The organism is Enterococcus sp. DIV0840 (genome assembly GCF_050527835.1).
GTDB classification, from domain to species: Bacteria; Bacillota; Bacilli; order Lactobacillales; family Enterococcaceae; genus Enterococcus_L; species Enterococcus_L ureasiticus.
On record NZ_CP172876.1, the window covers coordinates 3208028 to 3231416 of the forward strand.

A 23389-nucleotide genomic window follows, 5' to 3' on the forward strand; every position below is an offset into this window, starting at 1 on the left:
TAACATATACAGATATAACTTACATCTATAGAAAGACTAACTATAAGAAGTCAAGTAAAGAATAAAAGAATTAGTCCAAAATTTAATAACAAAAAAGTGCATAACAAATAAGAGAAAGCAAAGGTATTTTTTTGAGTTACATTCGTATTTCGTAAGGTTCGTTCTTTTTGAGAATCGCATGAACGATGTAACATAACTTTCTGGAAACTGCTCCAAGAGCTGTGAGGTGGTGTTTCCCTTCAGAACGTTTCTTTTCGTAGAAGGCTTTAAGAACAGGATCATGTTGTACTGCAATTAAAGCAGCTGAAAATAAGGCTTTTCTAAGATAAGGGGAACCACGTTTACTCATAACGTTATGTGTTGCTTGATATTGACCAGACTGAGAAACAGTCGCGTCTAGACCAGCGTATGCGACTAATTTTGTAGGATTGGAAAATTTACTAATGTCTCCAATTTCCCCAAGAATAGTAGCGCCATTGATTGGTCCGATCCCTGGGATCGTTTCAATGACAGAATGCAGAGTAACCATGATTTTTTTGATTTCAGTTTCAGTATCTTTAATTTGGGCTTCCAGAAATTTAAGTTGTTCAATCATTGATCGTAATTGGAAAGTAAAGGTCTCTTGAGCAAAAGTAATACCAAAAGATCGACTCGCAGCACTTTTTAAGGCATTGGCTTTATCTATCCCTAAACGATTGTGACTCGCTTCTTTAAGTAGTTTCGCAAGAGTATTCGCAGAGATATCATGGAGTGTTTCAGGAGAACTAAATTCAAGTAAAATTTCTTTTGATGCTTTACCAAAAACACCTGATTTACCGAATACTGAGTCATACTCAGGGAAAACTTGGTCTAATACGGCAATGATTTTACGTTTAAAGTCACTCGCTGTCCCAACTAGGTAAGTACGATAACGGGAAAGCTGTTTAAGAGAAAAAATATTTTCATCAGAGAGTGTCGTTTCAACAAAGGAACCGAAGCGAATCAGATCTGCAATTAAAACTGAATCAATAATATCATTCTTACGTTTACGAATTTCTGTCCCTTTACGCCACCCATCCGTTTGGAGGGGGTTAAGAACATGAATTAAAAACTCTTTTTCATGTAAGTATGAAAAAACCGTTAACCAATAATGACCGGTAGCTTCCATACCTACAGTAAAATCATCTGATGAAGAAGAAAAATCATGAATTTTTCCAAGTAATTTTTCTCCACCTTCAATGGTATTCGGAAAAGAAAATCCTTTAAGAACAACCTTTCCTTCATCATTCATGATTGAAGCAACATGGGAACGTTTCCCAATATCAATTCCAATGTAGAACATAATTATACCGCCTTCATAAGGATTTGGATTGAAATCCACTCAACTGAAAAGCGTTACTACCTTGTTCTAGATACGGAGTAAAGCCAGAAGGCTTTCAACATCTAACTCATTCGTAAACAGCTAAACAGAGAGAGGTGTCAGTCTTTCGATGACGAGCTCATAGACTCAAGGAGAAAACGACATAGCCTCTCAATCCAGTAATTATATTATCTCAAATTTATTGAGTTAATACCTAATGAAAAATAACAATGGTTCATAAGGTTATCCACTAAAATCGGAAGATTAAAACCTTAAATATAATATACAAGGAGAAATCGTATGGACCTTCGTATCATAAACTACTTTTTAACAGTAGCTAGGGAAAAAACAATCAGTAAAGCCGCAGAGGTACTTCATATTTCACAACCAACTCTTTCAAAACAGTTAAAAGAGTTAGAAGAAGAATTAGGAATACGTTTATTTGAACGTGGAAATCGATTTATCACCTTAACTGAAGCTGGTATTTATTTAGAAAATAGAGGGAAAGAAATTCTTGCTTTAGTTGAAACAACAACAACTAACTTAATAAAAGACGAAATGATCAGTGGAGAAATCTCAATAGGTGGCGGAGAAACACAAGCTTTTGAATTCTTTGCTGCTCATTTACACGAATTAAGGAGCAAACATCCTGATATTAAAGTTCACCTATATAGTGGTAATGCTGATGATGTACTTGGGAAGATTGATAAAGGGTTATTAGATTTTGGTTTAGTGCTTGATCCTGTGGAAAAGCAAAAATATGAGTATTTACGCCTGCCGCTAGCTGATCTCTGGGGAATATTAGTGAATGATACCAGCCCGTTACACTCACTAAAAACCGTTACACCAAAAGATATTCAACATACTCCGTTATTGATCTCAAGTCAATCACTCGTCGACAATCAACTAGCAGAATGGCTTGGTGGAAATATTGATAATTTCAATGTGATCGGAACTTATAATTTGTTGTACAATGCTTCTTTATTAGTAAAACAGAATGTAGCAAGTGCTCTTTGCATCGATGGAATTATTAATACTACCGAAACCAACTTAACCTTTATCCCTTTTTCACCGTCATTAACGGCTACTATCAATATTGTATGGAAAAAAAATCAGGTATTTTCTAATGCTTCTAATGAACTATTAAAACTACTTAAATCGGTTTAAAATAGAGAATCAAAAAGAACTTCATTCGATCAAATTCACGAATGAAGCTCTTTTTTTCTCTACAATCCAACTAACATCCATTTTTTGATTTACTCCAAAACGATGATCCTATCAAGTTTTAAGAGCGGAAATTTTTTCTATTTGAACTCTTAACTTTCTCCAAGTTTTTGATTTGATCTACGGCAAATATCATTATCGGTAAATAATTAAATATGAAACTTACTCGCTGACAAAAACCAAGTTGATTCAATACAGGCAGCTGGTTGATTGCGGGAATCCGCGCCAAACCATATATCCCTGCAAAAAAAATACTGATCAGAAATAAAATCAAATACAGTCTGCTATAGGTTGCTTTCTCTTGCTTTTGATAAAGAAAATACAAAAACAGCGGGAAAAGAAAAAATCCTGCATACCCTAAACCCGAGCCAATATTATGGATCCAAGTAGATAAATTCCAGTTTGCTTGTTCTGTATTGATGCTGAAGAGTCCAGTGAAAATACAATCTCCCACACCATAAAATCCAATCACTAATGCCAGTAAGGTAGCCAATTTTTGCGAAGTAGTGCTAAATGTTTGATATAAAACTGGAATTGCCAAAACGAATAATAATCCGGATACTACAGACCAAATCAAAAATGCTTGCCTGACTGGACTGTCTACATCACCGAATACGCTGATCACCATCGTCATTTGATTCATTTTCGGATAAAAAATACCTAGAATGTAAGGTGTTAAAAAATCGCTTATTGCACCTAACAACAGAAAATAATATCCATATTTTTTAAGAACATTCATTTTGAGCCTCCTAAAATAATGCTTCCGGTAGTTCTGTCATTCCAATTATACGCAATTACACGATAATTTCCTAATCATAATTCTGTAGAATAAGAGAGGGTAGATACTTCAAAAAACTTTGCTGATTAAGTAGATTTTACGATAATGTATCCTTTTTAAATAATAACCTTTTTCCACTTCCAATAGTAACCGCTTGCATTTATAATACAAGTAGCGATAAAAATATGAATATACTTCATTAGGAGGCAACAACTATGGCAACTATCGATATCCCGACAATGCGGATTCAAATGCGTGAAAATGATGAAAAACGTGATGCCGGTTTGACCGAACCAGATACTCTGGAAATATTCAAGGATTTGTCTTACGGACCTTATGGCATTGAAAATACATTTGACATCTATTATCCCAAAGGTACCGACAAGTGTCTTCCAACGATCATCAATATTCATGGTGGCGGGTTCTTTTATGGAGACAAAGAGCTTTATCGTTTTTATACGATGTATTTAGCAACGCAAGGAGTTACTGTGGTAAACTTCAATTACCGTTTAGCCCCAGAGCATCAATATCCAGCCCCCTTAGAAGATACGAATGCTTTGATGAATTGGTTGATTAAACACGGGAAGGAATATCATGTTGATCTAGATCAACTATTTTTAATCGGTGACAGCGCTGGCGGTCAACTAGTGGAACAATATGCCACGATGATCAGTAATTTGACTTATGCGCAGACATTTCCGTTTAAGCTTGCGACAGTCCATTTTAAAGCCGTTGCTATGAATTGCGGTGCCTATTTTATTGGTCAAAGCGGTGCTATCAATCAAGACTTCCCATTTTATTTTGGCGAAACAGTGACGCCGACGCTTAAAAATCAATTTCCGGTTGAAAATTACATCACTGCTGAGTTCCCACCAGCTTTTGTTGCGACCGCAACTCAAGATTTTCTAAAAGATATTGCTCAGCCGTTAGCAGATTTGTTGAAAGAAAAAGGAATTGAATCCGAGTATCATCTTTACAGCAATTCAGATAATTCTGATCTTGGTCATGTTTTTCACCTCAATCAAAAAACTGATATTGCTAAAAAGTGCAATGATGAAGAGATTGCCTTTTTCAAACGTTTTCTTTAAGATGTAATAAATGCTATTTTTAGGTAATCGGGAGGATTGAAAGATGGACTATTTAAGTATTGATATTGGTGGAACGTACATCAAATTCGGCTTGATTGATCGGGCTGGCAACTTTATCCAAACATGGCGGCAACCAACCCCAAAAACTTTGGAAACGTTCAAAGAAATGATCATTTCAGAATTAAACACGCAAAAAGGGCACGTCAAAGGGATCGCCATGAGCTGTCCTGGGAGAGTCGATTCAAGTAAAGGCTACATCCACACAGGTGGTGCCTTATTATTTCTCTATGATTTTCCGATGAAAGATTGGATTGCTAGCCTTACTGATTTACCCTTTGCCGTGATAAATGATGGAAAAGCAGCAGCTTTAGCTGAGTGGTGGATCGGTAATCTTAAAGGTATTGAAAACGGGGCTGCAGTTGTTTTAGGAACTGGCATCGGTGGTGGGTTGATTTTGGATAATCATTTGCATCAAGGTCCTAATTTCCAAGCTGGCGAACTAAGCTTTCTGATTCGTCAATCTCCGAACCCAAAACAACCACAAATTTTTGGTTTTTATGGCTCAGCTGTAAAATTCATGAACGAAGCTACAACTCTTCTAAACGTTTCAAAAGACGATCATGAAGCTGTTTTTAGAACAATATCTGAACGATCATCAGTCGATTTGACTGCTTTATTTGAAAATTACTGCCGTGATATTGCGATTCTTTTGATTGATATGCAAGTCTTATTGGATCTAGAAAAAATCGTGATTGGCGGTGGAATCAGTGCGCAAGATCAGTTAATTGAAATGATTCAAATACAATATTCCAATATTAGACAAGAAGAAACAATGCTGGGACAAACATTTGTACCACTTGCTATTGAAGCTTGTGCCTTCCGTAATTCTTCTAATTTATTAGGAGCTTTATATCAATTATTTGTTGAGCTTGATGATACAAATATTGAATAAAAAAACTAAATAACCTGAGGTATAACTCTGTAAGTTATGCCTCAGGTTATTCAACTATCAAACGGAAATTATTACTAATCTTCTACTCTTAGTCTCGATAATAAACCTCATCTAAAAACAATCCTTGTGCTGGCACAGTCATTCCAGCATCACTTCTGATTTTACGTTCAAATACTTCATCGATAGCTTCTAATTTCATTGTTCCAGAGCCGATTTCTAAGAGTGTTCCCATAAGGATCCTAATCATTTTATGCAAGAAACCATCTCCAACAAAAGTAAAATGGATAAGGTTCCCCTCTTTTTGAATCGATATTTCATTGATTGTCCGAGTAGTAGATTTTTTCGTCTTTTTAAGAGAAGAAAAACCAATAAAATCATGGGTTCCCGTCAGTTTACGACAAGCCTCATTCATTAACTCAAAATCAAGTTTTTCAGAATAATGGAAACTATAATTGCGCTCAAAGGCCGAAGGAATCAGATCGTTCCAGATATAATAACTATATTTTTTCCCTTTGGCATTATATCGAGCATGAAATCTTTCCGGTACTTCTTCTGCTTTTTTTACAACGATATCTTGTGGAAGATAACGATTTAGAAATTCGATCATCTCTGATAAGTCCATTTTACTATCCGTTTTGAAATTAGCAATCTGGCCTCTTGCATGTGTGCCAGCATCCGTTCGGCCAGAACCAATGATTTCAATTTTTGAACGCGTCATTTGTGTTAAGATATTTTCAATTTTCCCTTGAATCGTTTTATCTGAGTCACCCAATCGTTGCCATCCTGAGTATCTGGTTCCTTCATACTCAATTGTTAGTTTAATATTTCTCATATCATTCTCCTCGTATAACACATTTATGTGCGTTCATTGATAGCTCTGTTGAAAACATCCCGCTTAGACAGGTGTTTCAATTAAATTTATATCGTTTTATCCTTTCTAGTATACTCTAGGATGAAGCATTTTAAAAATCCTTTTGCAAACCTTCCTTTTTTTTAGACGTTCTATTGACACAACATTGATACTGATCTATATTAAACATAGGCAACCATCTATATAAAGGAGGGGTACGCATGAATTACGAAAGATTATCATTGGTCCTAAAAGCTATGGCTGATCCAAATAGAATGAAAATAATTGATCTTCTTTCTTTCAGCAGTATGTGTGCATGCGATGTTTTAAAGCACTTTGACTTTACTCAGCCAACTCTTTCTCATCATATGAAAGTATTGGAAACAGCAGGGATCGTTTCGGTCAATAAGCAAAAGCAATGGCACTACTACACGTTAAAAGAAGAGTTCGTAAGAGAATTCATGGACTCCATGGCGCAATTACTTTCGGATAGCAGTACAGATTGCCTTTGCCAAAATAAGGATAAACCAATAAATCAGACCAACTAAGGAGATCGTTAGTAAATGACTTATGCACTTGAGATAACAGACTTAAAAAAAGTATACGCAACGGGCGTTGAGGCTTTAAAAGGAATCAATTTAATCGTAGAAGAAGGCGATTTTTATGCCTTATTAGGCCCCAATGGTGCTGGAAAATCAACGACAATTGGTATCATCACCTCCCTTGTCAACAAAACATCAGGAAAAGTAAATGTTTTTGGCTACGATCTTGATAAAGATTTAGTTCTCGCAAAACAACAAATTGGATTAGTTCCACAAGAATTCAACTTTAATCCATTTGAAACAGTTGAACAAATCGTTATCAACCAAGCTGGATACTATGGCGTTTCAAGAAAAGAAGCCTTAAAACGGAGTGAAAAATACTTAAAGCAATCCAATCTATGGGAGAAACGCAATGTACGTGCACGGATGCTTTCCGGTGGGATGAAACGCAGGTTAATGATTGCCCGCGCCTTGATGCACGAGCCAAAACTGCTCATCTTAGATGAACCTACAGCCGGTGTGGATATTGAATTAAGACGGGAAATGTGGGATTTTTTGAGAGAGTTGAACGAAAACGGAACAACGATCATCCTAACAACCCATTATCTTGAAGAAGCAGAAATGCTCTGCCGCAATATTGGGATCATTCAGTCAGGGGAACTGATTGAAAATACCAGCATGAAAACTCTTCTAGCTAAACTACAGTTTGAAACATTTATTTTTGATTTAGAGGATTTTGATAAGAAACCTGAAATTATAGGGTATACACATAGTTTTGAAGATGAGCGGACACTTGTTGTCGAAGTTGAACGTGATCAAGGAATCAACGAATTATTTGACCAGCTCACTAAACAAGGGATTAAAGTTCTTTCCCTTCGTAACAAATCGAATCGATTAGAAGAACTGTTCCTAAAAATTACTGAAGAAAAACGTCAAGTGGGGGGAAAAAATGTTTAAGCTATATTTCACGGCCTTAAGAAGCCTTGCAGTAAAAGAAACTAACCGCTATTTGCGGATTTGGGTTCAAACCTTGGTACCACCTGTTATTACCACATCATTATATTTTGTGATATTCGGAAACCTGATTGGTGGACGAATCGGTCAAATGGACGGATTCTCCTATATGGAATTTATCGTGCCTGGACTAATCATGATGTCGGTCATCACTAGTTCTTATGCTAATGTCTCTTCCTCGTTCTTTTCACAAAAATTCCAAAAGAATATTGAAGAGTTACTAGTTGCCCCAGTGCCTACACATATCATTATCTGGGGATTTGTCATTGGAGGACTTGGTAGAAGTGTTCTAGTCGGCACATTAGTCACTATTATTTCTTTATTTTTTGTACCACTTCACGTTTTCTCATGGTCCATTGTTATTATTACCCTTCTTATGACTGCTATTTTATTTTCATTGGCAGGTTTGCTAAACGGGATTTTTGCACAATCTTTTGACGATGTATCAATTGTACCGACGTTCGTTTTACAGCCATTAACTTATCTTGGCGGAGTATTTTATGCGATTTCAATGTTGCCGCCGATCTGGCAAGCTATTTCAAAAATCAATCCGATCGTATATATGATTTCAGGATTTAGATATGGTTTTCTTGGTACGATCGATGTGCCGATCATGCTGTCTATGATTATTCTGATACTTTTTATCGCAGTACTTTATACTGTTTGCTGGTATCTGATTGATAGAGGACGCGGCTTGAGAAGTTGATTCTGATTGATATGCGTATTTTTGAATAATATTGGAATATAATGAAGCACATCTATAAAAAAATATAGACGTGCTTCATTATTTATCTCTTTATTTAGAAATGATTGTCATTTCTTTGCTTAAATCTGAATCGAACTTATCCGTAATCAAAACAACTTCATTTAAATCAAAAGATTTCACTGCAGATGTCTTATGAAATTTAGAACTATCACATAATAAAAATGCTTTTTTGGCATGTTCTATTACAGTCTTTTTTTTGATTGCTTCAACTAAGTTAGGCGTTGTTACACCGAATTTTAAATCAATACCATTTGCACCTAGAAATGCCTTATCAAAAACATATTTTTTTATGTTCGCTTCAGCTAGCGGACCGCTTAGTGATGAAATTGTCGGATCATACGTTCCACCTAAAATCGTGATTTCCGCCTCAAATTCACCTGTCAATCTAAGAACATCTGTATTGGTAGTAATGATTCGTATCTTCTTTTTAAGTAGTTCCTTTAACAATACCGTACATGTTGAACCTGAATCTAAGTAAACTGTTTCTCCATCAATAACTTCACGGGCAGCTAGCTCCGCTATATAGAGTTTTTCTTTGGTTTGCAAACTAGCTTTCATTGACATCGGAAGCTCTGACACACTTGAAGAAATCTTAACAGCTCCTCCTGACAAAGTCTGGACCTTATTTAAACCTTCTAATTCTTTTAAATCACGTCTAAGAGTAGAAATCGATACTTCCGGTATTAACTTTTGTAATTCCTCGATTCTGATCAACTCTCTACTTTCTAGAATCTCAATAATTTTCTCTTGTCGAATGTATGGAATCATAAGAAACTCCTTTCATCTTTTCATTACTAATACGTTCAAGAAGAATACCCATTCTTAAAATACCATAAATCTGGATAAATAGTAACGAAATCAACGAATTTGAAAGAAGTTATTTTTAGTTTTTAAGATAATGTTTCTTCTTTATCTGTAAACATATACGCTAAAATGGCTGACGTAGCGAGTGATATAGCTAGCCCGATCATTGCTTGAATAAAGTTGGAGGCATTATCTGTCACAAAAGCTGGAAAAGTTGTCACACTACCAAAAACAAAGGCATTCGTCACGACTTTCATCAGTCCTAAATACGCACCACCTAAAGCTCCACCAATGATTTGTGCTAAAAATAATTTTTTATTTTTTACCAATAATCCAAATAGAGTCGGTTCAATAATTGCTGAAAGAGCGATTGTTACTAAACCAGTTACTGCAAAACTACGCAATTTTTTATTTCTTGCTTTAAAATACACACCGATCGTCGTACCAATAACGGCGAAGTTACAAGCAAAGGTAAACGGGACAATATAATCAAAGCCATAAGTCGAAACATTATTGATCATGATTGGATTAACTGCCCAGTGAATCCCTAAACTTACCAGAACACTCCAACCGCCACCAATCAATATTCCTGTCAAAATACTGCTACGTTCGATCAACCAATTTACAACTTGCGCAACAGCTTCCCCACTATAAACACCGATCGGACCAATCACAATAATGGTCAACGGAATCATCACTGCTAAAGAAACTAAAGGAACTACAACCAATTTCAATGTCTCAGGAACTTTTCTATCTAAAAACTTATAAAGATAAGAAAAAGCCCAGATCGAAAGAATAATTGGAACAACCGTCGAATTATAATTCATCAAAACTACAGGTATTTTCAAAAAGCTAGTCGTTGCGCCATTCCCAGTATCTCCCATCAAGGCAATAAATTCTGGATTTAATAAAGCTGCACCGATCAAAGCAGATAGATAAGGACTCGCTCCAAATCTTCTAGCAGAAGTAAACGCTAACAATACTGGTAAAAAATAAAAGACACTCATTGAGGCAACATTTAAAATACTGTATGTTCCACTAGTTTCTGATAAAAGACCCGTTTGTACGGCTAAAATCAGTAACCCTCGTAAAATCCCTGAACCAGCTAATGCAGGTAATAATGGCGCAAAAATAGCTGAAATCGCTGAAAAGATATTGCTGATAATGTTGCCAGAGTGTTCTCCACTATTATTCACTTGAACATTTCCATCTTCACCGGTAACTAATGCTTCAAATTCATCATATAATTTCGGAACCTCTGTACCAATCAAGATTTGATATTGTCCTGCTTTATTGACAATATTGACCACACCATCGATTTCTTTCACGGCCACATCATTTGCCTTAGAAGGATCTTTCAGAGTTAATCTCAATCGTGTCGCACAATGGGTCATATTCGCCACATTATCAGGACCGCCAACATTTTCTAAAATTTCTTTTGCTGCTAATTTGAAATCCATAGTCATCCACTCCCCTTATTCTTTTTATTGTTGAAATACAGTATTAGAAATCTTAGACTAAGATTTCTAATACTAAATCACTGACTTTCACTGCACTATTTTGTTTAATCACATCTGCAATATAGTCCATCCCTAATCGATCGATTATTGAGTCGATCTTTTTGATCATGTTGATATTTCTTTCGCACTCCTCTACAGGATCCTCAATGATCGGGAATGTATCAAAATAAAATGCATGCTCGTAATTGTGTAACTTTGTATAGTAGATAAATTCGATTGTCTTGATCAACGTACTTGTACCGATCATTAATCCATCATCATTTAGCCCATAACCATCATTTAAATGAACCCCAAACAACTTTTTCCGACTGCCTAAAATACTTGCCCCATAAGCTGGATTTTCATGTTTCATTAACATATGGCAATAGTCTAAGGTAATTCCTAGATTATCGCGACCCACTTCATGAACCATCGATAATGCTACCCCAAAACTATCTAGAAAAGCATACGCTCTTGGTTGGAAAGGTTTATACTCAATACTGATTTTAAGATCTGGCGCATAATCTGTGATTTCGATCATACACGCCTTGATCTGGTTCCAAACTTTTTCATAGTCGATTTGAAATGAGTAATCAAAACCATCAAAACCTAACCAGATCGTAACTACTTCTCCGCCTACGTCACGACAATAATCGCATGCTTCTTTGCATAATTGTACTGCGTTTTTTGAAATATTCTGATCAGCATTTCCTAATTCTCCATTGATGAATTCACTTCTGAAACGTAGTGCCACACCATTTGCTTGTAACTTGTTTTTTTGTAAAACCTCTTTCATCTTTTCAGCTGAAATATTTTCCACATGTTCTGGATAATTAAAGTCCACATGAGTAAGCCCCAGACGACTAAATTCTTGTAAGACTTCTTCTACATCATTATTGAACTTGGGTAAAAATGAATTGATTCTTGTTGCTAACTTCATTTTTGTTCCTCCCCTTCTTTTCTACACCCCCATAATAGCATCTCTTTTTTTCATTATCAACCATTATTTTTCATTTTATTCCATTTTTATCCAAAAATATTCAAAAATAACTAAAATTCGACCCGATTAATTCTCCATCTGACGAATCATCTCTACTCTTTTAGCGTGTCTTCCACCCTCAAATGTTGCATCCAGCCATTCTTTTACAATCATTTTAGCCAGTTCACTACCAACAACGCGAGAACCAAATGCCAAGATATTGGTATTATTATGTTCTTTAGAAAGCTTAGCTGAATAAGGTTCACTACAAACCACCGCTCGGATTCCCTTTACTTTATTAGCAGAAATCGAGATACCCACTCCTGTTCCGCAAATCAAAATTCCTCCATCAAAATTTCCTGAAGCGACCTCTTCTGCTACTTTCTTACCATATTGAGGATAATCCGTTCGCTCTGATGAGTCTGCGCCAAAATCTTCGATCTCATGTCCTAACTCTGTTATATAGTCGATAATGATTGGTTTTAACTCAAAGCCAACATGATCGCTGCCAATTGCTAATTTCATAAAATGATTCCTCCTATTTTTAAAATGCCAGAATAGATCCGATCGACAGATTGTCTTAGACTCTTAATTTCATAAGTATTTCTTTGTATGTGCCTGTTTTTCCAAATAAAGCCGATGTTCCTAATACGAAGCCCGTTACACCTACTTTGCTCAGTTGCTCAACTTTCTCTGGAGAAATCGCCCCATCGACCATCACTTCAAACTTATACTCTTTTGATAATGCTACTAACTTTTCTATCTTTGGATCTGTATACTCCAAATATTTTTGACCCGCAAATCCCGGATTGACCGTCATTACCATCACATAATCTACTAATGGCAGCAACCCTTGAATCATTTCAACTGATGTACCTGGATTAATTGCAATTCCTGCTTTTTTTCCTTTTTGCCGAATCATATCCAATGTTCGGGCTGGCTGTTGATCTGCTTCTGGATGAATATAGATAATATCTGCCCCAAGATCTGCAAATTTCTCCACATACTTACTTGGTTCTTGAATCATTAAATGAACATCGACTAGTTTATCCGTAACAGAACGGACTAATTCAAAATCTTGTAGCCCCATGCCAAAGTTCGGCACAAAACGACCATCCATAAAATCAATATGAAAAATATCGATTCCAGCTTGATCAAGCTCTTGTGTAGCCTTTTTTAGATTAGAAAAATCAGCACACATCATGGATGGGCATAATAATTTAGTCATATCGATTCCCTCCTTCTTGAGATATCGATTACCCAAACCCCGAAAAAAATAATTGAGTAATCGTTTACCTTTATTTACGGACAATATATCACCAATATTTTGAACTGTCAACCATAATTTACCTTAAAAATTTGTATTCAGTTGTTTTTTATGCGAAAATACTAGTAAATATCAAACAAAAAAGAGAACGATTACTCATGAGGAAACTATCTATGAAAAACTATTCGATCAAAGACATCGCTGAAATAGCTGGTGTTTCCGTGGCAACTGTTTCTAGAGTCATCAATGATAATGGGCGCTTTTCTGAAGAAACAAGAAAAAAAGTGCTGAAGGTCATTGAAGAAACAGGCTACAAAATGAATTACAGTGCTAAAAACTTACGAATGAATAAATCATTCACAATTGGCATATTGGTGCCGGATATCAGTAACTATTTCTTTTCTGATGTAGTTCAACAATTGGAAGAAATTTTATTTGCTAAGGGCTATTCAACCATCATCTGCAATACTTCTAGAAGTTCAGAAAAAGAGCTGGCTTATTTACGTATTTTAGAAGGAAAAGGTGTGGATGGGTTGATCGTTATCTCAGGTGCTGAGGCGTTTCAATTTGATTCATCTAGTGCTGAAAAGAAAATCCCTTATATCTGTATCGATCGGGAGCCGAAAAAGAAGGAAGACACTGTTTTTATCTCCTCCAATCATTATCAAGGAGCGTTTGAAAGTGCAGAAGAATTGATTCGCGAAGGCTGTCAACATCCTGTTATTGCGATGCATAATCAAAAATCGACCAGTGCCAAAGAACGGTTGAAAGGATTTAAAGATGCTTTAAAGAAAAATAGTATCTCCTTCAATCCAAAACAGCATTTACTTTCTATTGATATTGAAAGTGAAGATTTTGAGCATGATCTCCTGAATTTTCTCAAAAAAAATCCGGAGACAGATGGTATTTTTTCAATCAATGATTTAATTGCTTTAGAATTAATGCTTCGCTTGAAAAAAAATCATATTGCGGTACCACAAAAAATAAAATTGATTGGCTTTGATGATACTCCATCGGGGAAATACACCACTCCTACCCTGTCATCGGTGAAACAAAATACGGATTTAATTGCCAATCATGCAGTGGAAACATTGCTAGAGTTGATTAATAAAAAAGGGGCATTAGGAAGACAAATCGTTGTGCCTGTTTCGTTGGTTTTAAGAGAATCTAGTAAGTAATGCTGAGGTCTAAAAAAAGAGAAACGGTATCTAAGTACCTTTACTTAGAATACCGTTTCTCTTTTTTATTTTTAGCATAGATACTATTTCCCAATAACCAATCTTCTTGTATAAACAGCTTGCCCCGAATGCATCACTGCATCATCAATAGCAGAAACTAATCGATCCTGACGTGTAACAACTGGTGTCCAGTTTGTATCTATCACATCACTAAGAGTAGCTTCATCAAGCGTTTCTAAATAGGTATTCGTAAAATCAACGCTAGCTGTTAAATAATCACGTAATAATTCTTTATCTTTTACTATGACTTTAGCTGCTTGTTCAGGCGTATGACACCAATCTTGCGTATCATCTGGCAAATCCAGAGCAAATTTAGTACTCCAACCAGACTCCAGCCATAGTGGTTTTGTATTGTTAAGTTCTGAAATTTGATAATCAAGTTCTCGAGCGGTGTGCCAAATCAGCCAAGTAACTGATTTGATCAAGGGTGCCGGCATAGTATTTGCTTCGTCTACCTTCATTTGATCAAGTGTCTCTTCAAAACGTTCCTGCGCTCGTTTTAAAGTATCCAAAGAAAATTGTGTAACTTTCATCGTAGATCTCTCCTTTTGTGTTTGAGATAGAAACAGCCTGTCATATACTAGGTATCTACTAAACACTTTACTACAGTGGTTATGTAACATCAAATTTTCCAAACTTTACTGTTTCAATCAGCCTGTTCTCTCTTTAAAATGCAGCAATTAAATAATTGATTCCTGCTAACAAAAGGTAAAAACCAACTAAAAAAGCTAATGTCAAAGCTGAAACTAATGGGTTAAAGAATAGCATAATACCAATAATGATTCCTAAAATATTGATAACAAGTGAAAACCAATAGTAGCTTTCGCTGATTTGTTTTGCAACGTCTTTATTTGCTAAATGTCCTACTGAATCACAGATAAACCAAATTGCGAAAACAAATGGTGAAACAGCCATACCTAGTGCGAGATGGAATAAAAAGAAGATTCCGATAAGAAGATCGATGATACTAATCAGCATGTGAGCAGATTTGTTTTTTATTTCCGTATTTTGATTACGGGCAAATAAGCCAAATAGTCCTTTCCCTATGGTCAAAATTGAAGCGAATAGGACCAATGCAGCTATATCATCTGCGGGATTTTGAAATGCGATGATAGAAATTCCTGTAAATAATAGTCCGATGATAAAATACTTGGCCCTAAATTTTCTTTCTGTTGTCATAACTTTTATTCCTCCGTTATTTTAATTTCAGTTGATGTGTATCAACGTGGTAAACGTAGTATAAAAGATACCTTGGTGTTTATATTTTCATATGTTGTCGTATGAAACGAAACAAAATATGAACGAGACCTTCAACCTTTTAAATTACTTTCGAAATACTCCCAATTTTTGTTTAGCTTTCTCTGAAAAAAAGGCTGTTCTTCTAATAAGGGATAGTGATCAAATTCGAAGATTTATAGGTAGTCTAATTTTATTCCCTTCTTGAAATGCCAAAAATAGATCCCTCACCATCTTGTACGTATCGAATAAAAAATACATTCTTCGCTGATTGGATTTGCCCAAAAATCACGGAGGAATTTTCCTGTAGAAAGCAAACTAATTGATCCAATTCTTCAGATTTTCTTCAGCAACATTCATTGACAAAGAAGCTATATATAGTTGTTTTTGGGCTGAATACATTAAGTTCATCTTTACGGTATTAATAGTGTTAACTTCTATTAATTCTAGATTTTGTTAAGCAAGAAGTTAATTAAATATGGTACAATTGTTTTAATAATTTTAAGAAAGGAGCTTTCCAATGAATAGAGTATCTTATATTTCATTCTAAAAAAATATGGAGGAAATAAATGATAAAACTAACAAACGACAAAAAAAATTTATTCGATTATTATATAAACAATTTGGCAGAATTGGCACCTTATTTTCATTTAACAACTAAACAAACTTGGAAGAAATCTTGTTTTGAAGATACTGATTTTGAAGGAAAACAAAAATTTAAAGAGTTGTTTACGGTAGTTGCTCGAGAGGATGAGCAAATTGAAGGTTTTATACAATTTGGCTTATCTAGTTATGGTTATGACGAAAATGGTGAGAAAGATTTTTTAAAACCAATTGCTGTTATTCGCCAAATTTATTTTTCAGAAAGAAAAGAAACTATTGGTCAAAAGTTGATTAATGAAGCATTGAATTATTTTAAGCAAAATAATTTTTCTCAATATTATGCCTTTTTTCATGCATTAGGAATGAGTTTTACTTCATCACACGGAAAGTTATCTAAAAATTTTGACTGTATAGAAAATTTACTTTTGAATAATGGCTTTAAAATTGAACATGAAAACGTATATTACAGAAAAATTCTACAAAATGAGTTTGTAACAAAAAATAAATTAATATTAAAACACGATTGTAACCTCAATGAATGTACAGATAACATTACATTTCTCTTAGAGACCGAGCCCATTGGCAAATGTAATATTTTCTATCTTCCTGATGGAAAACGTGTATATCTTCGACGGATTTTTCTAGCAGATGAGTTTCAAAATAAAGGATATGGCAGTCAATCTATGAAATTACTTTGTAAATATCTCTATCAAAAAAATTGTACCTAGCTTCATACTGATACAGCAGATTCTAATTTTAGAGCACAACGATATTATTTGAAGAACAATTTTTCTGATTTAGGAAGAACTAGAAGCTATTTAGTTTAAATAATTTAACTTAGCATCATATGGTTTATGTTAAGAAAATAGAAATTAAATGTTTATAACAGAAATAAGCTCGTAGAATTTCTAGATCCCTTTTGCTTTGTCAAAACAACTTTTTGCTTACCTCTGGTCCTGATCATTTACACATATAGCTAAACAAAAAGAGTGATCTCGTTGCATAGGCACAAGATCACTTTTTATAATTCAAAAATTCAATTCAGAAAAAATCATTCAATCTACAAACCGATGTTTTAGGTGTTGCGGCCCCTTCACTATTTACGCTGTTAGAAAATGAACTTCTTGCCATTGTTTCATTTTTTGATACAAAAAAAGATATCAGAACGTATCATATACTGATATCATTTTAATTACTTTACTTTGTTGAATTTTCTTCCTATTAATTCAACAATCTTTTGAGTTTCTGACGATAAATAAAACTGAATTTTATTAGTTATTGGCAAAAAGTCTATCTTCTTTAGCATTTTTGTCTTCTTCAAAAATCTGCTTCTTTGTTCTTGAAATTATGAAAATCCAGATTCAGCAGTTTTCTTTCCTTCATTTTTATCAATCAAATTCTAACTATTATATTACAGCTATTTTGGTACTTGTTCATCCACTCATCTCGTGATATTCATGTCTCTTTGATATCAGCTTTCCATTTCCTACTTAAAACACAAAAATAGACCAATCACCAATTAAGATAACTGATCTTCGGGATTGTTCGCTCCAAAGTATTTTATATTATTCTAAAAATACGCTTATAGTCTAAATAGGTATTCTAGAAAAGTTAAATCGTCAGCATATATCCCTTGGAACGAATAGTCTTAATATATTGGGGCTTATCAGGATATTCCTCAACTTTCTTTCTTAGATGAGAGATTAAATTTGCGAGGCGGAACGTGCTGTAGTTTATTTCACTTTTCCAAACACGACGAAGTATTTCATCATAAGGGACTACCTGGTTTGGTTGCTCACTCAATACCAACAACACTTTGTATTCCAAGCGCGTCAATAAAACCGCCGTTTTACCAGCAATGCTAACGCCCATAATATTTGGTTGTAATACAATTGACGGCTTTTCTGATTCTGTTTTCATAACTGAATGCTTTGCATGTTTATTCATCAAAATAGCTTCATTTTTAGCTCCACTACGATCAAGCGTCGTTCTGATCACTAATGAAAATTCATCGAGATCTATTCCTGCATCAAAAATACCAGTTGCTCCTAGTTGTAAATAAATAATTCGATTATTTTTTCTAGAATCTTTTGATACAATCCAGATCAGCCCTTTAGCATTATTTCTTACCTGAATAATCAACTCACATGTTCGCCCAATATTCTCAGAATTCACTTCTTCTATAATAACAGCGTCCATCCCTTTGATTTCTTCCTCCACAACCGTTTCTATGTTAAAAAATACGACCTTACATTTCTCACGCGTAAACGCTTCTATGTATCCATCCAAAGGGTACTCTTCAGATGCCAGAATTGCTACATTATACATTTTTAAAATTCCTCCTTATATTTTATCTTCTGATAAATGATACTTGAACTAATTTCATAATTCCAACCCCTTGAGGCGCAAGAGTTAAAATTAAATAAAAGAGGGAACCTCCCCATTTTTGATATAATGTAGTTACGACACAAGCATAATCAAAAAGGAGTGTTCCCTTATGACCATTATACAACAACCTACTTTCATTGACATAGAAATTTTAATACAACTTGATGTCAAAGAACGACATGCCCATATTTTCTCCCCAATCGATTTTTATCCAATGGTATTGCTCTTTCAAAAAGAAACCCACGTCGGTGCTCCCATTACTCTCAACTATGAGGCGGCTATTAGAGCGATGATTACCCGCTATATTGAGGGGATTCCATCGATTAAAGCCCTTGTTCAACGATTAAACGAAGATGTCGCCTTCAAACTAAGTTTGGGCTTTCTTTATTCTGAACGGGTGCCTTCAGAAGCGAGTTTCTGTCGAATCATGAAAATCTTAAGTGATAACCCAACAGTTTTAGTTCAATTAAACGACGAGTTACTGGCCAAAATCAATCAAGAATTTCAAATTTATACGGAAATCGTTGCCATCGATGCAACCTCTGTTGACGGTCATTCCAAGCCTAAAAAAACAGAGAACGAAAAAGTCTCATCGACAACTGTTCAAAAAGAAATGACACTTAAAGAGATCCGCCAAGAATTACCGATTTATCCTTCGTGGGGTGTGAAAGCAAACAGTCAAGGCAAACATAATTATTGGTTCGGTTATAAGACCCATTATGCCGTCACGGCCCATAGCCAATATATCTTAGCTGGCATCACAACGTCTGCCTTTGTCGCAGATGTCAGTGTTGCGATCCCCTTAATGATGAAAGTAGCCGATTTAGGTATCGAAGATACCATGGTTCTAATGGACAAAGGCTATGACGCTCACTCCATCTATGAAAAAGCCCATGAGTTAAAACTTGAACCGATTATTGATTTAAAACGTGTGCCTAAAAATGATGGCGAAATTGATCGTTTTTACGCCCCAACGTGCTTACTAGAATATAGTTACAAGTATGATAGTTTTGATAAGCGTTACAGTGCATTAAAATTTACGAAACCTGAAACCCATTGTCGCGATTGTCCGTTAAGAAATGAAGGCCTCTGTCAAACCGTCATTAAAATCAAACAATCTGACAACTTTCGCAAGTACTCACAGCCAGCCCGAGGTACACGGGCATGGCGGAAACATTACAAAGAGCGAACATCAGTCGAACGCGTTAATGCCTATCTTAAAGACAATTATAGCCTTAATAGCACGAACTATTTTATCGCCACACGAGTGGTAGTCGAACACCAATTAATCCAACTGGCTTACAATTTAAAAACATTTTGCGCACAATTATTAGCTAAAAAAGAAGCAGTCATGTCATTTTAAAAATGATTTATTTAAAATTGGATGAGTGTTTACTTTTTTTAAAAGTGAATTATGAAATTGGCTCACTTACAATTCAACCATTTAACTTGGATACTTCCCTAACAAAATCACTTATTTCATTATATAAATGTAATGCTTCTAATTACATTTCCTTTCATACTGATCCGATAGTCCAATTGCCTACAAGTTTCTTTGTAACATCTAGACTCTTGTTTTTAAGGGACAAAAGAACAAATAATAAAATATCGATTTTTATCGTTTATATATTTACGATAATTTTTTAACAATTTTAATGCAGCTTATTCAAGCTATAACCTATTTTTAATCCGATAGATTAATGATTTTGTATGGTTGATATATAACCCTAAGAGTTATGTCCCACCAACGGCAAATCTCCTATGTAGTATTAATTGATCGCTTCTTCAACAGTCGTATTTAGTGCTTCTAAAAAAACGCTATATTGTCTTTGGTTCGAAATTTTTTTCAAAACCTCTGTTACCTTTTTCTTATCTAATTCTGTTGGAGTATCATTCCAAATAATTAATTCTGCTTGACTATTTTTTTTCTGAATAATCTCAGAATATGACCGATTAGATATAATCAAATCGACATCTGCGTCTGTGAATGAACAAAACTCAATTTTCACATTAGTCTTGGAAATAACGATATTCTTTAAGTGTTGATTTATTTTCTCTCCAAATTGAGAAATAATCGCTACTTTGATACTTCCCATACGATAATCCGATGTTAATAGATCGTAAAGTTCTTGTTTATAGTATGATTCTATAAGTTTTCTATCTAAGTTTAGATTTTTAATCTGATCGATTTGAAACAATTCACTTGCAATGGTTTTTACAGCATTTTTCAGCAGCAGTTCCATAGAAGGATCACATTCTGGTATAAAGAGATTTTGATTTTCAAAAAAGTCTCCTCCTCCTCTGAAAACCATCAACCTAAAGTGTTGAATAACTAAGTTGGTGTACAAAGTGATTTGTTCTGAAATAGTCAAATTTACTGAAAAATTCCCATAAAATTCCCGCATCCAATAACTTGCAACGATGCTTTCTATGTTTTTATTAAGCTCTGTTCTAATTTGAGTCTGATCTTGTTCTCCATATGTCCTTCTAGGTTGAAACCCAAACAGTATCAGATAAATGAACAATACTTCTTCATCTACGCTATCTGCAGCAAAATTTTTACTTAGCAATTTAGGCCTCAACATTTTTTCCAATTCGTTATAGGCTCCTTTGTATAGATGAAATTGGCTACAATCAACACTCTTTTTCATTAAGTGAACTCTGTTGAAAATCGTACCGATCCAATAAAGAAAGAACTCTGTTTCTGAAACACTTAATTTTCTCGAATAGAAGGTTTCAATAATTTCGATATATTCAAATGCGTTTTGCTTATCATAAAATCTAAATGGCCATTCAACACCACCTAGAATATTCCAGTAAAAGCTAAAGTAAAAATATCTGATCTGCATTTCAGTACCTTTGATGTGAATCTTCTTGTTCAGTTCCAGCTCTAGCGAAAAATCACTGATCAATTCTCTGATTTCAACAATATTAGTGTAAACGACTGTATAGCTAAGGTAGCGCTCGTTTGCAAATGTTTTGATATCTACAAACTTGTTATGAAATAATTCATCAATAACTTGGTAGATAATTGAATCTTTGTAGTAATAAACCTCGATCTCTTTAATTGAGAAACCGTCCAATTGGCATAAACAGTAGCCCAAAATATTTTTATCTTGAATTTCGACATTGCTTGTCCAAGATTGCATATCTTCTTTCAGTAATTCCACAGTTCTAACCAATGTTTTATTACTGATATTTAATTGTTCCGACAATTCCTTCACACTGAAGTATCTTGTTTCAGAACTTAATATCTTCACTAATTCTATTTTTCTAGATGACATTTTATCTAATATATTAATCATGCTCCTCCCTCTTTTCTGTTATGTTACTTATTCAAATCGACATTTTTTATTATTCATATTTACATATAAACCATTTTATATTTTTTTGTTTTTATTTTTTGATTTTGTTTACCCTAGAATATAAATTCTAATTCAAAAAAAAATTTTTTCAACCAATTAAAGTTTTAAAATTCCCAAAAATTCAAACTTTTTAAATTTAAATTATAGTTTTTTTTCTTATTTTTATATCATCAAGTAAGGATAGATATCTTTTGCTTAATCAACGGAACGCCTTTCTAAATAAGCGATTACAATCTTTTTCAAATAGTTGACCACAAGAATATCCGAGCTAAAAAACAGGAACATTTCTTTTAAAAAAAGGTTTGTCAAATAAAAAAGCTCTTATTCTTTTCTTGATTTATCATTAGTTATGGCATTTAATTATTTAACATTATTCAAATAATTATACTTTTTTGATTAATAATGATAAATTTAAAACATTCCATCTCACATCATTTTCTAATATAGATAAGAAATATGTACTTCGTTTTAGAGAATATTTAGAAATTATTTAAAATCATAATAAAGTTTTATTGTAATTGTTTGAAATTGTTTTTATGAATTAACAAGGACCCAGAGTGAGTCTTTTGAGGTTGCAGTTAAATATGATTTAGACAACGATATCTTTACTCATTTGGAGAAAAATATAATGAGTATCCAGTTGAACGGTAAGAAGTAAAGTACTGCTCTGCTGAACGCAGAACTGGCATCAATTGTATAAGATTTAAGTCACTAGTTTATAGAAAACCTGAAAGAATTCCACAAAAATTGAGTTAAAATCAAAATTTTTGTTCAATATATATGACAATCTTTTAAGAAGTAGTTACGAGTTAGGTTTGTTGTTAACAATCATTTAATTAAAATGGATAGTTGTTTATGTATCGATTTCTTCATCATTCTCATTATGAAGAATCGTTGTAGCATATGTACTTGATGCAGCTACCACTAAAATTAATTGCATTCTTATTCTAATGGCGCTAATCAATTTATAGATTTTTCTACTAGACATTCACTTTAATATTTACTTTTTTTCACACACTACCTCCGAATAAATGGTGGAATCAGAAGCACCCCTTTGGAAATAAAATTAAAATTTACAAAAATTTGAAAAGCAATTTCGTGAATTCCCTCTTATTTCTCGAAGCTAAATACTTCTGTCCCAGCCTTGGCGTTCTTATCCTGTACATTTGTCTAAAGGTAAAGTGCAAAGTCGGTAATCACACACTAATTGTTGCGCTTTGAGCTAAATAACCTTGAATGATCTGATCAGTCTCTGCTTCATTGTATTTGTCGTACTGACCGATTTCATGTAGAAGCCGTTTCACTTCATAAATTGCTTTTTTTTCTTCAAACCAAAGCTTCATACTTTGATGTTTACAATTTTTTACGTTAACTTTTAAATAATCAATTTCTACATCAAGTAGCTCCATTGTTTTTACAATCAGTTCAATCACTTCAGCATTTGTCATTTTCTCTTT

The 23389-nt window shown here is 34.3% G+C and carries 22 protein-coding genes; 9 read left to right on the forward strand and 13 right to left on the reverse strand.

Features of this window, described 5'->3' with window-relative positions; all coding sequences use genetic code 11:
- Positions 1-136: 136 nt before the first annotated feature.
- Complete coding sequence (locus tag IGL98_RS15365) at positions 137-1321, reverse strand: IS110 family transposase (RefSeq protein ID WP_206912427.1); 1185 nt, start codon at positions 1319-1321, stop codon at positions 137-139.
- 318 nt (positions 1322-1639) lie between these two features.
- Between IGL98_RS15365 and IGL98_RS15370 the strand changes: the two genes are divergently transcribed.
- Positions 1640-2506, forward strand: a complete 867-nt coding sequence (locus IGL98_RS15370; protein WP_206913132.1) for a LysR family transcriptional regulator — start codon at positions 1640-1642, stop codon at positions 2504-2506.
- Positions 2507-2624: 118 nt separating this feature from the next.
- On the opposite strand, the gene IGL98_RS15375 is transcribed toward IGL98_RS15370, so the two are convergent.
- A complete protein-coding gene (locus IGL98_RS15375; RefSeq protein WP_206913130.1) occupies positions 2625-3302 on the reverse strand; it encodes a DUF998 domain-containing protein in 678 nt (225 codons plus the stop codon).
- A gap of 254 nt (positions 3303-3556) precedes the next feature.
- Here IGL98_RS15375 and IGL98_RS15380 point away from each other — a divergent pair, with 254 nt between their 5' ends.
- Both IGL98_RS15380 and IGL98_RS15385 read left to right on the forward strand, forming a co-directional pair.
- Positions 3557-4429: an alpha/beta hydrolase gene (locus IGL98_RS15380; protein ID WP_206913128.1), complete on the forward strand. Its 873-nt coding sequence runs from the start codon at positions 3557-3559 to the stop codon at positions 4427-4429.
- 43 nt (positions 4430-4472) lie between these two features.
- The gene (locus tag IGL98_RS15385) at positions 4473-5381 is read left to right on the forward strand and encodes an ROK family protein (RefSeq protein ID WP_206847096.1); all 909 of its coding nucleotides are present in this window, start codon (positions 4473-4475) and stop codon (positions 5379-5381) included.
- Positions 5382-5469: 88 nt separating this feature from the next.
- Here the strand turns inward: IGL98_RS15385 and truA are convergent, their stop codons facing one another.
- A complete protein-coding gene (truA, locus tag IGL98_RS15390; RefSeq protein WP_206847097.1) occupies positions 5470-6213 on the reverse strand; it encodes a tRNA pseudouridine(38-40) synthase TruA in 744 nt (247 codons plus the stop codon).
- Between the two features lie 239 nt (positions 6214-6452).
- Between truA and IGL98_RS15395 the strand changes: the two genes are divergently transcribed.
- The 3 genes from IGL98_RS15395 to IGL98_RS15405 are packed head-to-tail and all read left to right on the forward strand — an operon-like array spanning position 6453 to position 8493.
- A complete protein-coding gene (locus IGL98_RS15395; RefSeq protein WP_206847098.1) occupies positions 6453-6779 on the forward strand; it encodes an ArsR/SmtB family transcription factor in 327 nt (108 codons plus the stop codon).
- A 15-nt stretch (positions 6780-6794) separates the two neighbouring features.
- Positions 6795-7730, forward strand: coding sequence for an ABC transporter ATP-binding protein (locus IGL98_RS15400; protein ID WP_206913126.1), 936 nt, complete (start codon positions 6795-6797; stop codon positions 7728-7730).
- Positions 7723-8493 (forward strand): ABC transporter permease, encoded by a 771-nt coding sequence (locus IGL98_RS15405; RefSeq protein ID WP_069647178.1) that lies wholly within the window; start codon positions 7723-7725, stop codon positions 8491-8493. Before IGL98_RS15400 ends, IGL98_RS15405 begins: the two co-directional genes overlap by 8 nt.
- 90 nt (positions 8494-8583) lie before the next feature.
- Here IGL98_RS15405 and IGL98_RS15410 read toward each other — a convergent pair whose 3' ends face one another.
- The 5 genes from IGL98_RS15410 to rpe all read right to left on the reverse strand — a co-directional run bounded on the left by IGL98_RS15410 (position 8584) and on the right by rpe (position 13063).
- Complete coding sequence (locus IGL98_RS15410) at positions 8584-9321, reverse strand: DeoR/GlpR family DNA-binding transcription regulator (protein ID WP_206847102.1); 738 nt, start codon at positions 9319-9321, stop codon at positions 8584-8586.
- A 122-nt stretch (positions 9322-9443) separates the two neighbouring features.
- A complete protein-coding gene (locus tag IGL98_RS15415; RefSeq protein ID WP_206913124.1) occupies positions 9444-10817 on the reverse strand; it encodes a PTS transporter subunit EIIC in 1374 nt (457 codons plus the stop codon).
- A gap of 52 nt (positions 10818-10869) precedes the next feature.
- Complete coding sequence (locus IGL98_RS15420; protein ID WP_206913122.1) at positions 10870-11796, reverse strand: sugar phosphate isomerase/epimerase family protein; 927 nt, start codon at positions 11794-11796, stop codon at positions 10870-10872.
- 126 nt (positions 11797-11922) lie between these two features.
- On the reverse strand, positions 11923-12360 hold the full coding sequence (gene rpiB, locus IGL98_RS15425; protein WP_206847106.1) for a ribose 5-phosphate isomerase B: 438 nt from the start codon (positions 12358-12360) through the stop codon (positions 11923-11925).
- Positions 12361-12415: 55 nt separating this feature from the next.
- Complete coding sequence (gene rpe, locus IGL98_RS15430; RefSeq protein WP_206847107.1) at positions 12416-13063, reverse strand: ribulose-phosphate 3-epimerase; 648 nt, start codon at positions 13061-13063, stop codon at positions 12416-12418.
- Between the two features lie 212 nt (positions 13064-13275).
- On the opposite strand from rpe, the gene IGL98_RS15435 reads away from it, so the two are divergent.
- Positions 13276-14280 (forward strand): LacI family DNA-binding transcriptional regulator, encoded by a 1005-nt coding sequence (locus tag IGL98_RS15435; RefSeq protein WP_206847108.1) that lies wholly within the window; start codon positions 13276-13278, stop codon positions 14278-14280.
- A gap of 83 nt (positions 14281-14363) precedes the next feature.
- Here IGL98_RS15435 and IGL98_RS15440 read toward each other — a convergent pair whose 3' ends face one another.
- On the reverse strand, positions 14364-14873 hold the full coding sequence (locus tag IGL98_RS15440) for a DinB family protein (protein ID WP_206913119.1): 510 nt from the start codon (positions 14871-14873) through the stop codon (positions 14364-14366).
- A 133-nt stretch (positions 14874-15006) separates the two neighbouring features.
- Entirely contained in the window at positions 15007-15519 is a 513-nt protein-coding gene (locus IGL98_RS15445) for an HdeD family acid-resistance protein (protein WP_206847110.1), read from the reverse strand.
- A 626-nt stretch (positions 15520-16145) separates the two neighbouring features.
- On the opposite strand from IGL98_RS15445, the gene IGL98_RS15450 reads away from it, so the two are divergent.
- A complete protein-coding gene (locus IGL98_RS15450; protein WP_206913116.1) occupies positions 16146-16907 on the forward strand; it encodes a GNAT family N-acetyltransferase in 762 nt (253 codons plus the stop codon).
- 883 nt (positions 16908-17790) lie between these two features.
- Here IGL98_RS15450 and IGL98_RS15455 read toward each other — a convergent pair.
- On the reverse strand, positions 17791-18507 hold the full coding sequence (locus IGL98_RS15455; RefSeq protein ID WP_206847112.1) for a winged helix-turn-helix domain-containing protein: 717 nt from the start codon (positions 18505-18507) through the stop codon (positions 17791-17793).
- A 169-nt stretch (positions 18508-18676) separates the two neighbouring features.
- On the opposite strand from IGL98_RS15455, the gene IGL98_RS15460 reads away from it, so the two are divergent.
- Positions 18677-19930 (forward strand): transposase, encoded by a 1254-nt coding sequence (locus IGL98_RS15460; protein ID WP_206847206.1) that lies wholly within the window; start codon positions 18677-18679, stop codon positions 19928-19930.
- 406 nt (positions 19931-20336) lie between these two features.
- On the opposite strand, the gene IGL98_RS15465 is transcribed toward IGL98_RS15460, so the two are convergent.
- Entirely contained in the window at positions 20337-21872 is a 1536-nt protein-coding gene (locus IGL98_RS15465) for a helix-turn-helix domain-containing protein (RefSeq protein ID WP_206845889.1), read from the reverse strand.
- Positions 21873-23128: 1256 nt separating this feature from the next.
- Entirely contained in the window at positions 23129-23380 is a 252-nt protein-coding gene (locus IGL98_RS15470) for a hypothetical protein (protein ID WP_206845891.1), read from the reverse strand.
- Positions 23381-23389 lie beyond the last annotated feature (9 nt).

What these genes read in the sequence shown, in the direction of transcription:
- IGL98_RS15405 (WP_069647178.1), top strand. Translation starts at nt 7,723, where the DNA reads ATGTTTAAGCTATATTTCACGGCCTTAAGAAGCCTTGCAGTAAAAGAA.
- IGL98_RS15415 (WP_206913124.1), bottom strand. Translation starts at nt 10,817, where the DNA reads ATGGATTTCAAATTAGCAGCAAAAGAAATTTTAGAAAATGTTGGCGGT.
- IGL98_RS15465 (WP_206845889.1), bottom strand. Translation starts at nt 21,872, where the DNA reads ATGATTAATATATTAGATAAAATGTCATCTAGAAAAATAGAATTAGTG.
- rpe (WP_206847107.1), bottom strand. Translation starts at nt 13,063, where the DNA reads ATGACTAAATTATTATGCCCATCCATGATGTGTGCTGATTTTTCTAAT.
- IGL98_RS15395 (WP_206847098.1), top strand. Translation starts at nt 6,453, where the DNA reads ATGAATTACGAAAGATTATCATTGGTCCTAAAAGCTATGGCTGATCCA.
- rpiB (WP_206847106.1), bottom strand. Translation starts at nt 12,360, where the DNA reads ATGAAATTAGCAATTGGCAGCGATCATGTTGGCTTTGAGTTAAAACCA.
- IGL98_RS15470 (WP_206845891.1), bottom strand. Translation starts at nt 23,380, where the DNA reads ATGACAAATGCTGAAGTGATTGAACTGATTGTAAAAACAATGGAGCTA.
- IGL98_RS15410 (WP_206847102.1), bottom strand. Translation starts at nt 9,321, where the DNA reads ATGATTCCATACATTCGACAAGAGAAAATTATTGAGATTCTAGAAAGT.
- IGL98_RS15450 (WP_206913116.1), top strand. Translation starts at nt 16,146, where the DNA reads ATGATAAAACTAACAAACGACAAAAAAAATTTATTCGATTATTATATA.
- IGL98_RS15365 (WP_206912427.1), bottom strand. Translation starts at nt 1,321, where the DNA reads ATGTTCTACATTGGAATTGATATTGGGAAACGTTCCCATGTTGCTTCA.
- IGL98_RS15455 (WP_206847112.1), bottom strand. Translation starts at nt 18,507, where the DNA reads ATGTATAATGTAGCAATTCTGGCATCTGAAGAGTACCCTTTGGATGGA.
- IGL98_RS15370 (WP_206913132.1), top strand. Translation starts at nt 1,640, where the DNA reads ATGGACCTTCGTATCATAAACTACTTTTTAACAGTAGCTAGGGAAAAA.
- IGL98_RS15380 (WP_206913128.1), top strand. Translation starts at nt 3,557, where the DNA reads ATGGCAACTATCGATATCCCGACAATGCGGATTCAAATGCGTGAAAAT.
- IGL98_RS15400 (WP_206913126.1), top strand. Translation starts at nt 6,795, where the DNA reads ATGACTTATGCACTTGAGATAACAGACTTAAAAAAAGTATACGCAACG.
- IGL98_RS15445 (WP_206847110.1), bottom strand. Translation starts at nt 15,519, where the DNA reads ATGACAACAGAAAGAAAATTTAGGGCCAAGTATTTTATCATCGGACTA.
- IGL98_RS15420 (WP_206913122.1), bottom strand. Translation starts at nt 11,796, where the DNA reads ATGAAGTTAGCAACAAGAATCAATTCATTTTTACCCAAGTTCAATAAT.
- IGL98_RS15385 (WP_206847096.1), top strand. Translation starts at nt 4,473, where the DNA reads ATGGACTATTTAAGTATTGATATTGGTGGAACGTACATCAAATTCGGC.
- IGL98_RS15460 (WP_206847206.1), top strand. Translation starts at nt 18,677, where the DNA reads ATGACCATTATACAACAACCTACTTTCATTGACATAGAAATTTTAATA.
- IGL98_RS15435 (WP_206847108.1), top strand. Translation starts at nt 13,276, where the DNA reads ATGAAAAACTATTCGATCAAAGACATCGCTGAAATAGCTGGTGTTTCC.
- IGL98_RS15375 (WP_206913130.1), bottom strand. Translation starts at nt 3,302, where the DNA reads ATGAATGTTCTTAAAAAATATGGATATTATTTTCTGTTGTTAGGTGCA.
- IGL98_RS15440 (WP_206913119.1), bottom strand. Translation starts at nt 14,873, where the DNA reads ATGAAAGTTACACAATTTTCTTTGGATACTTTAAAACGAGCGCAGGAA.
- truA (WP_206847097.1), bottom strand. Translation starts at nt 6,213, where the DNA reads ATGAGAAATATTAAACTAACAATTGAGTATGAAGGAACCAGATACTCA.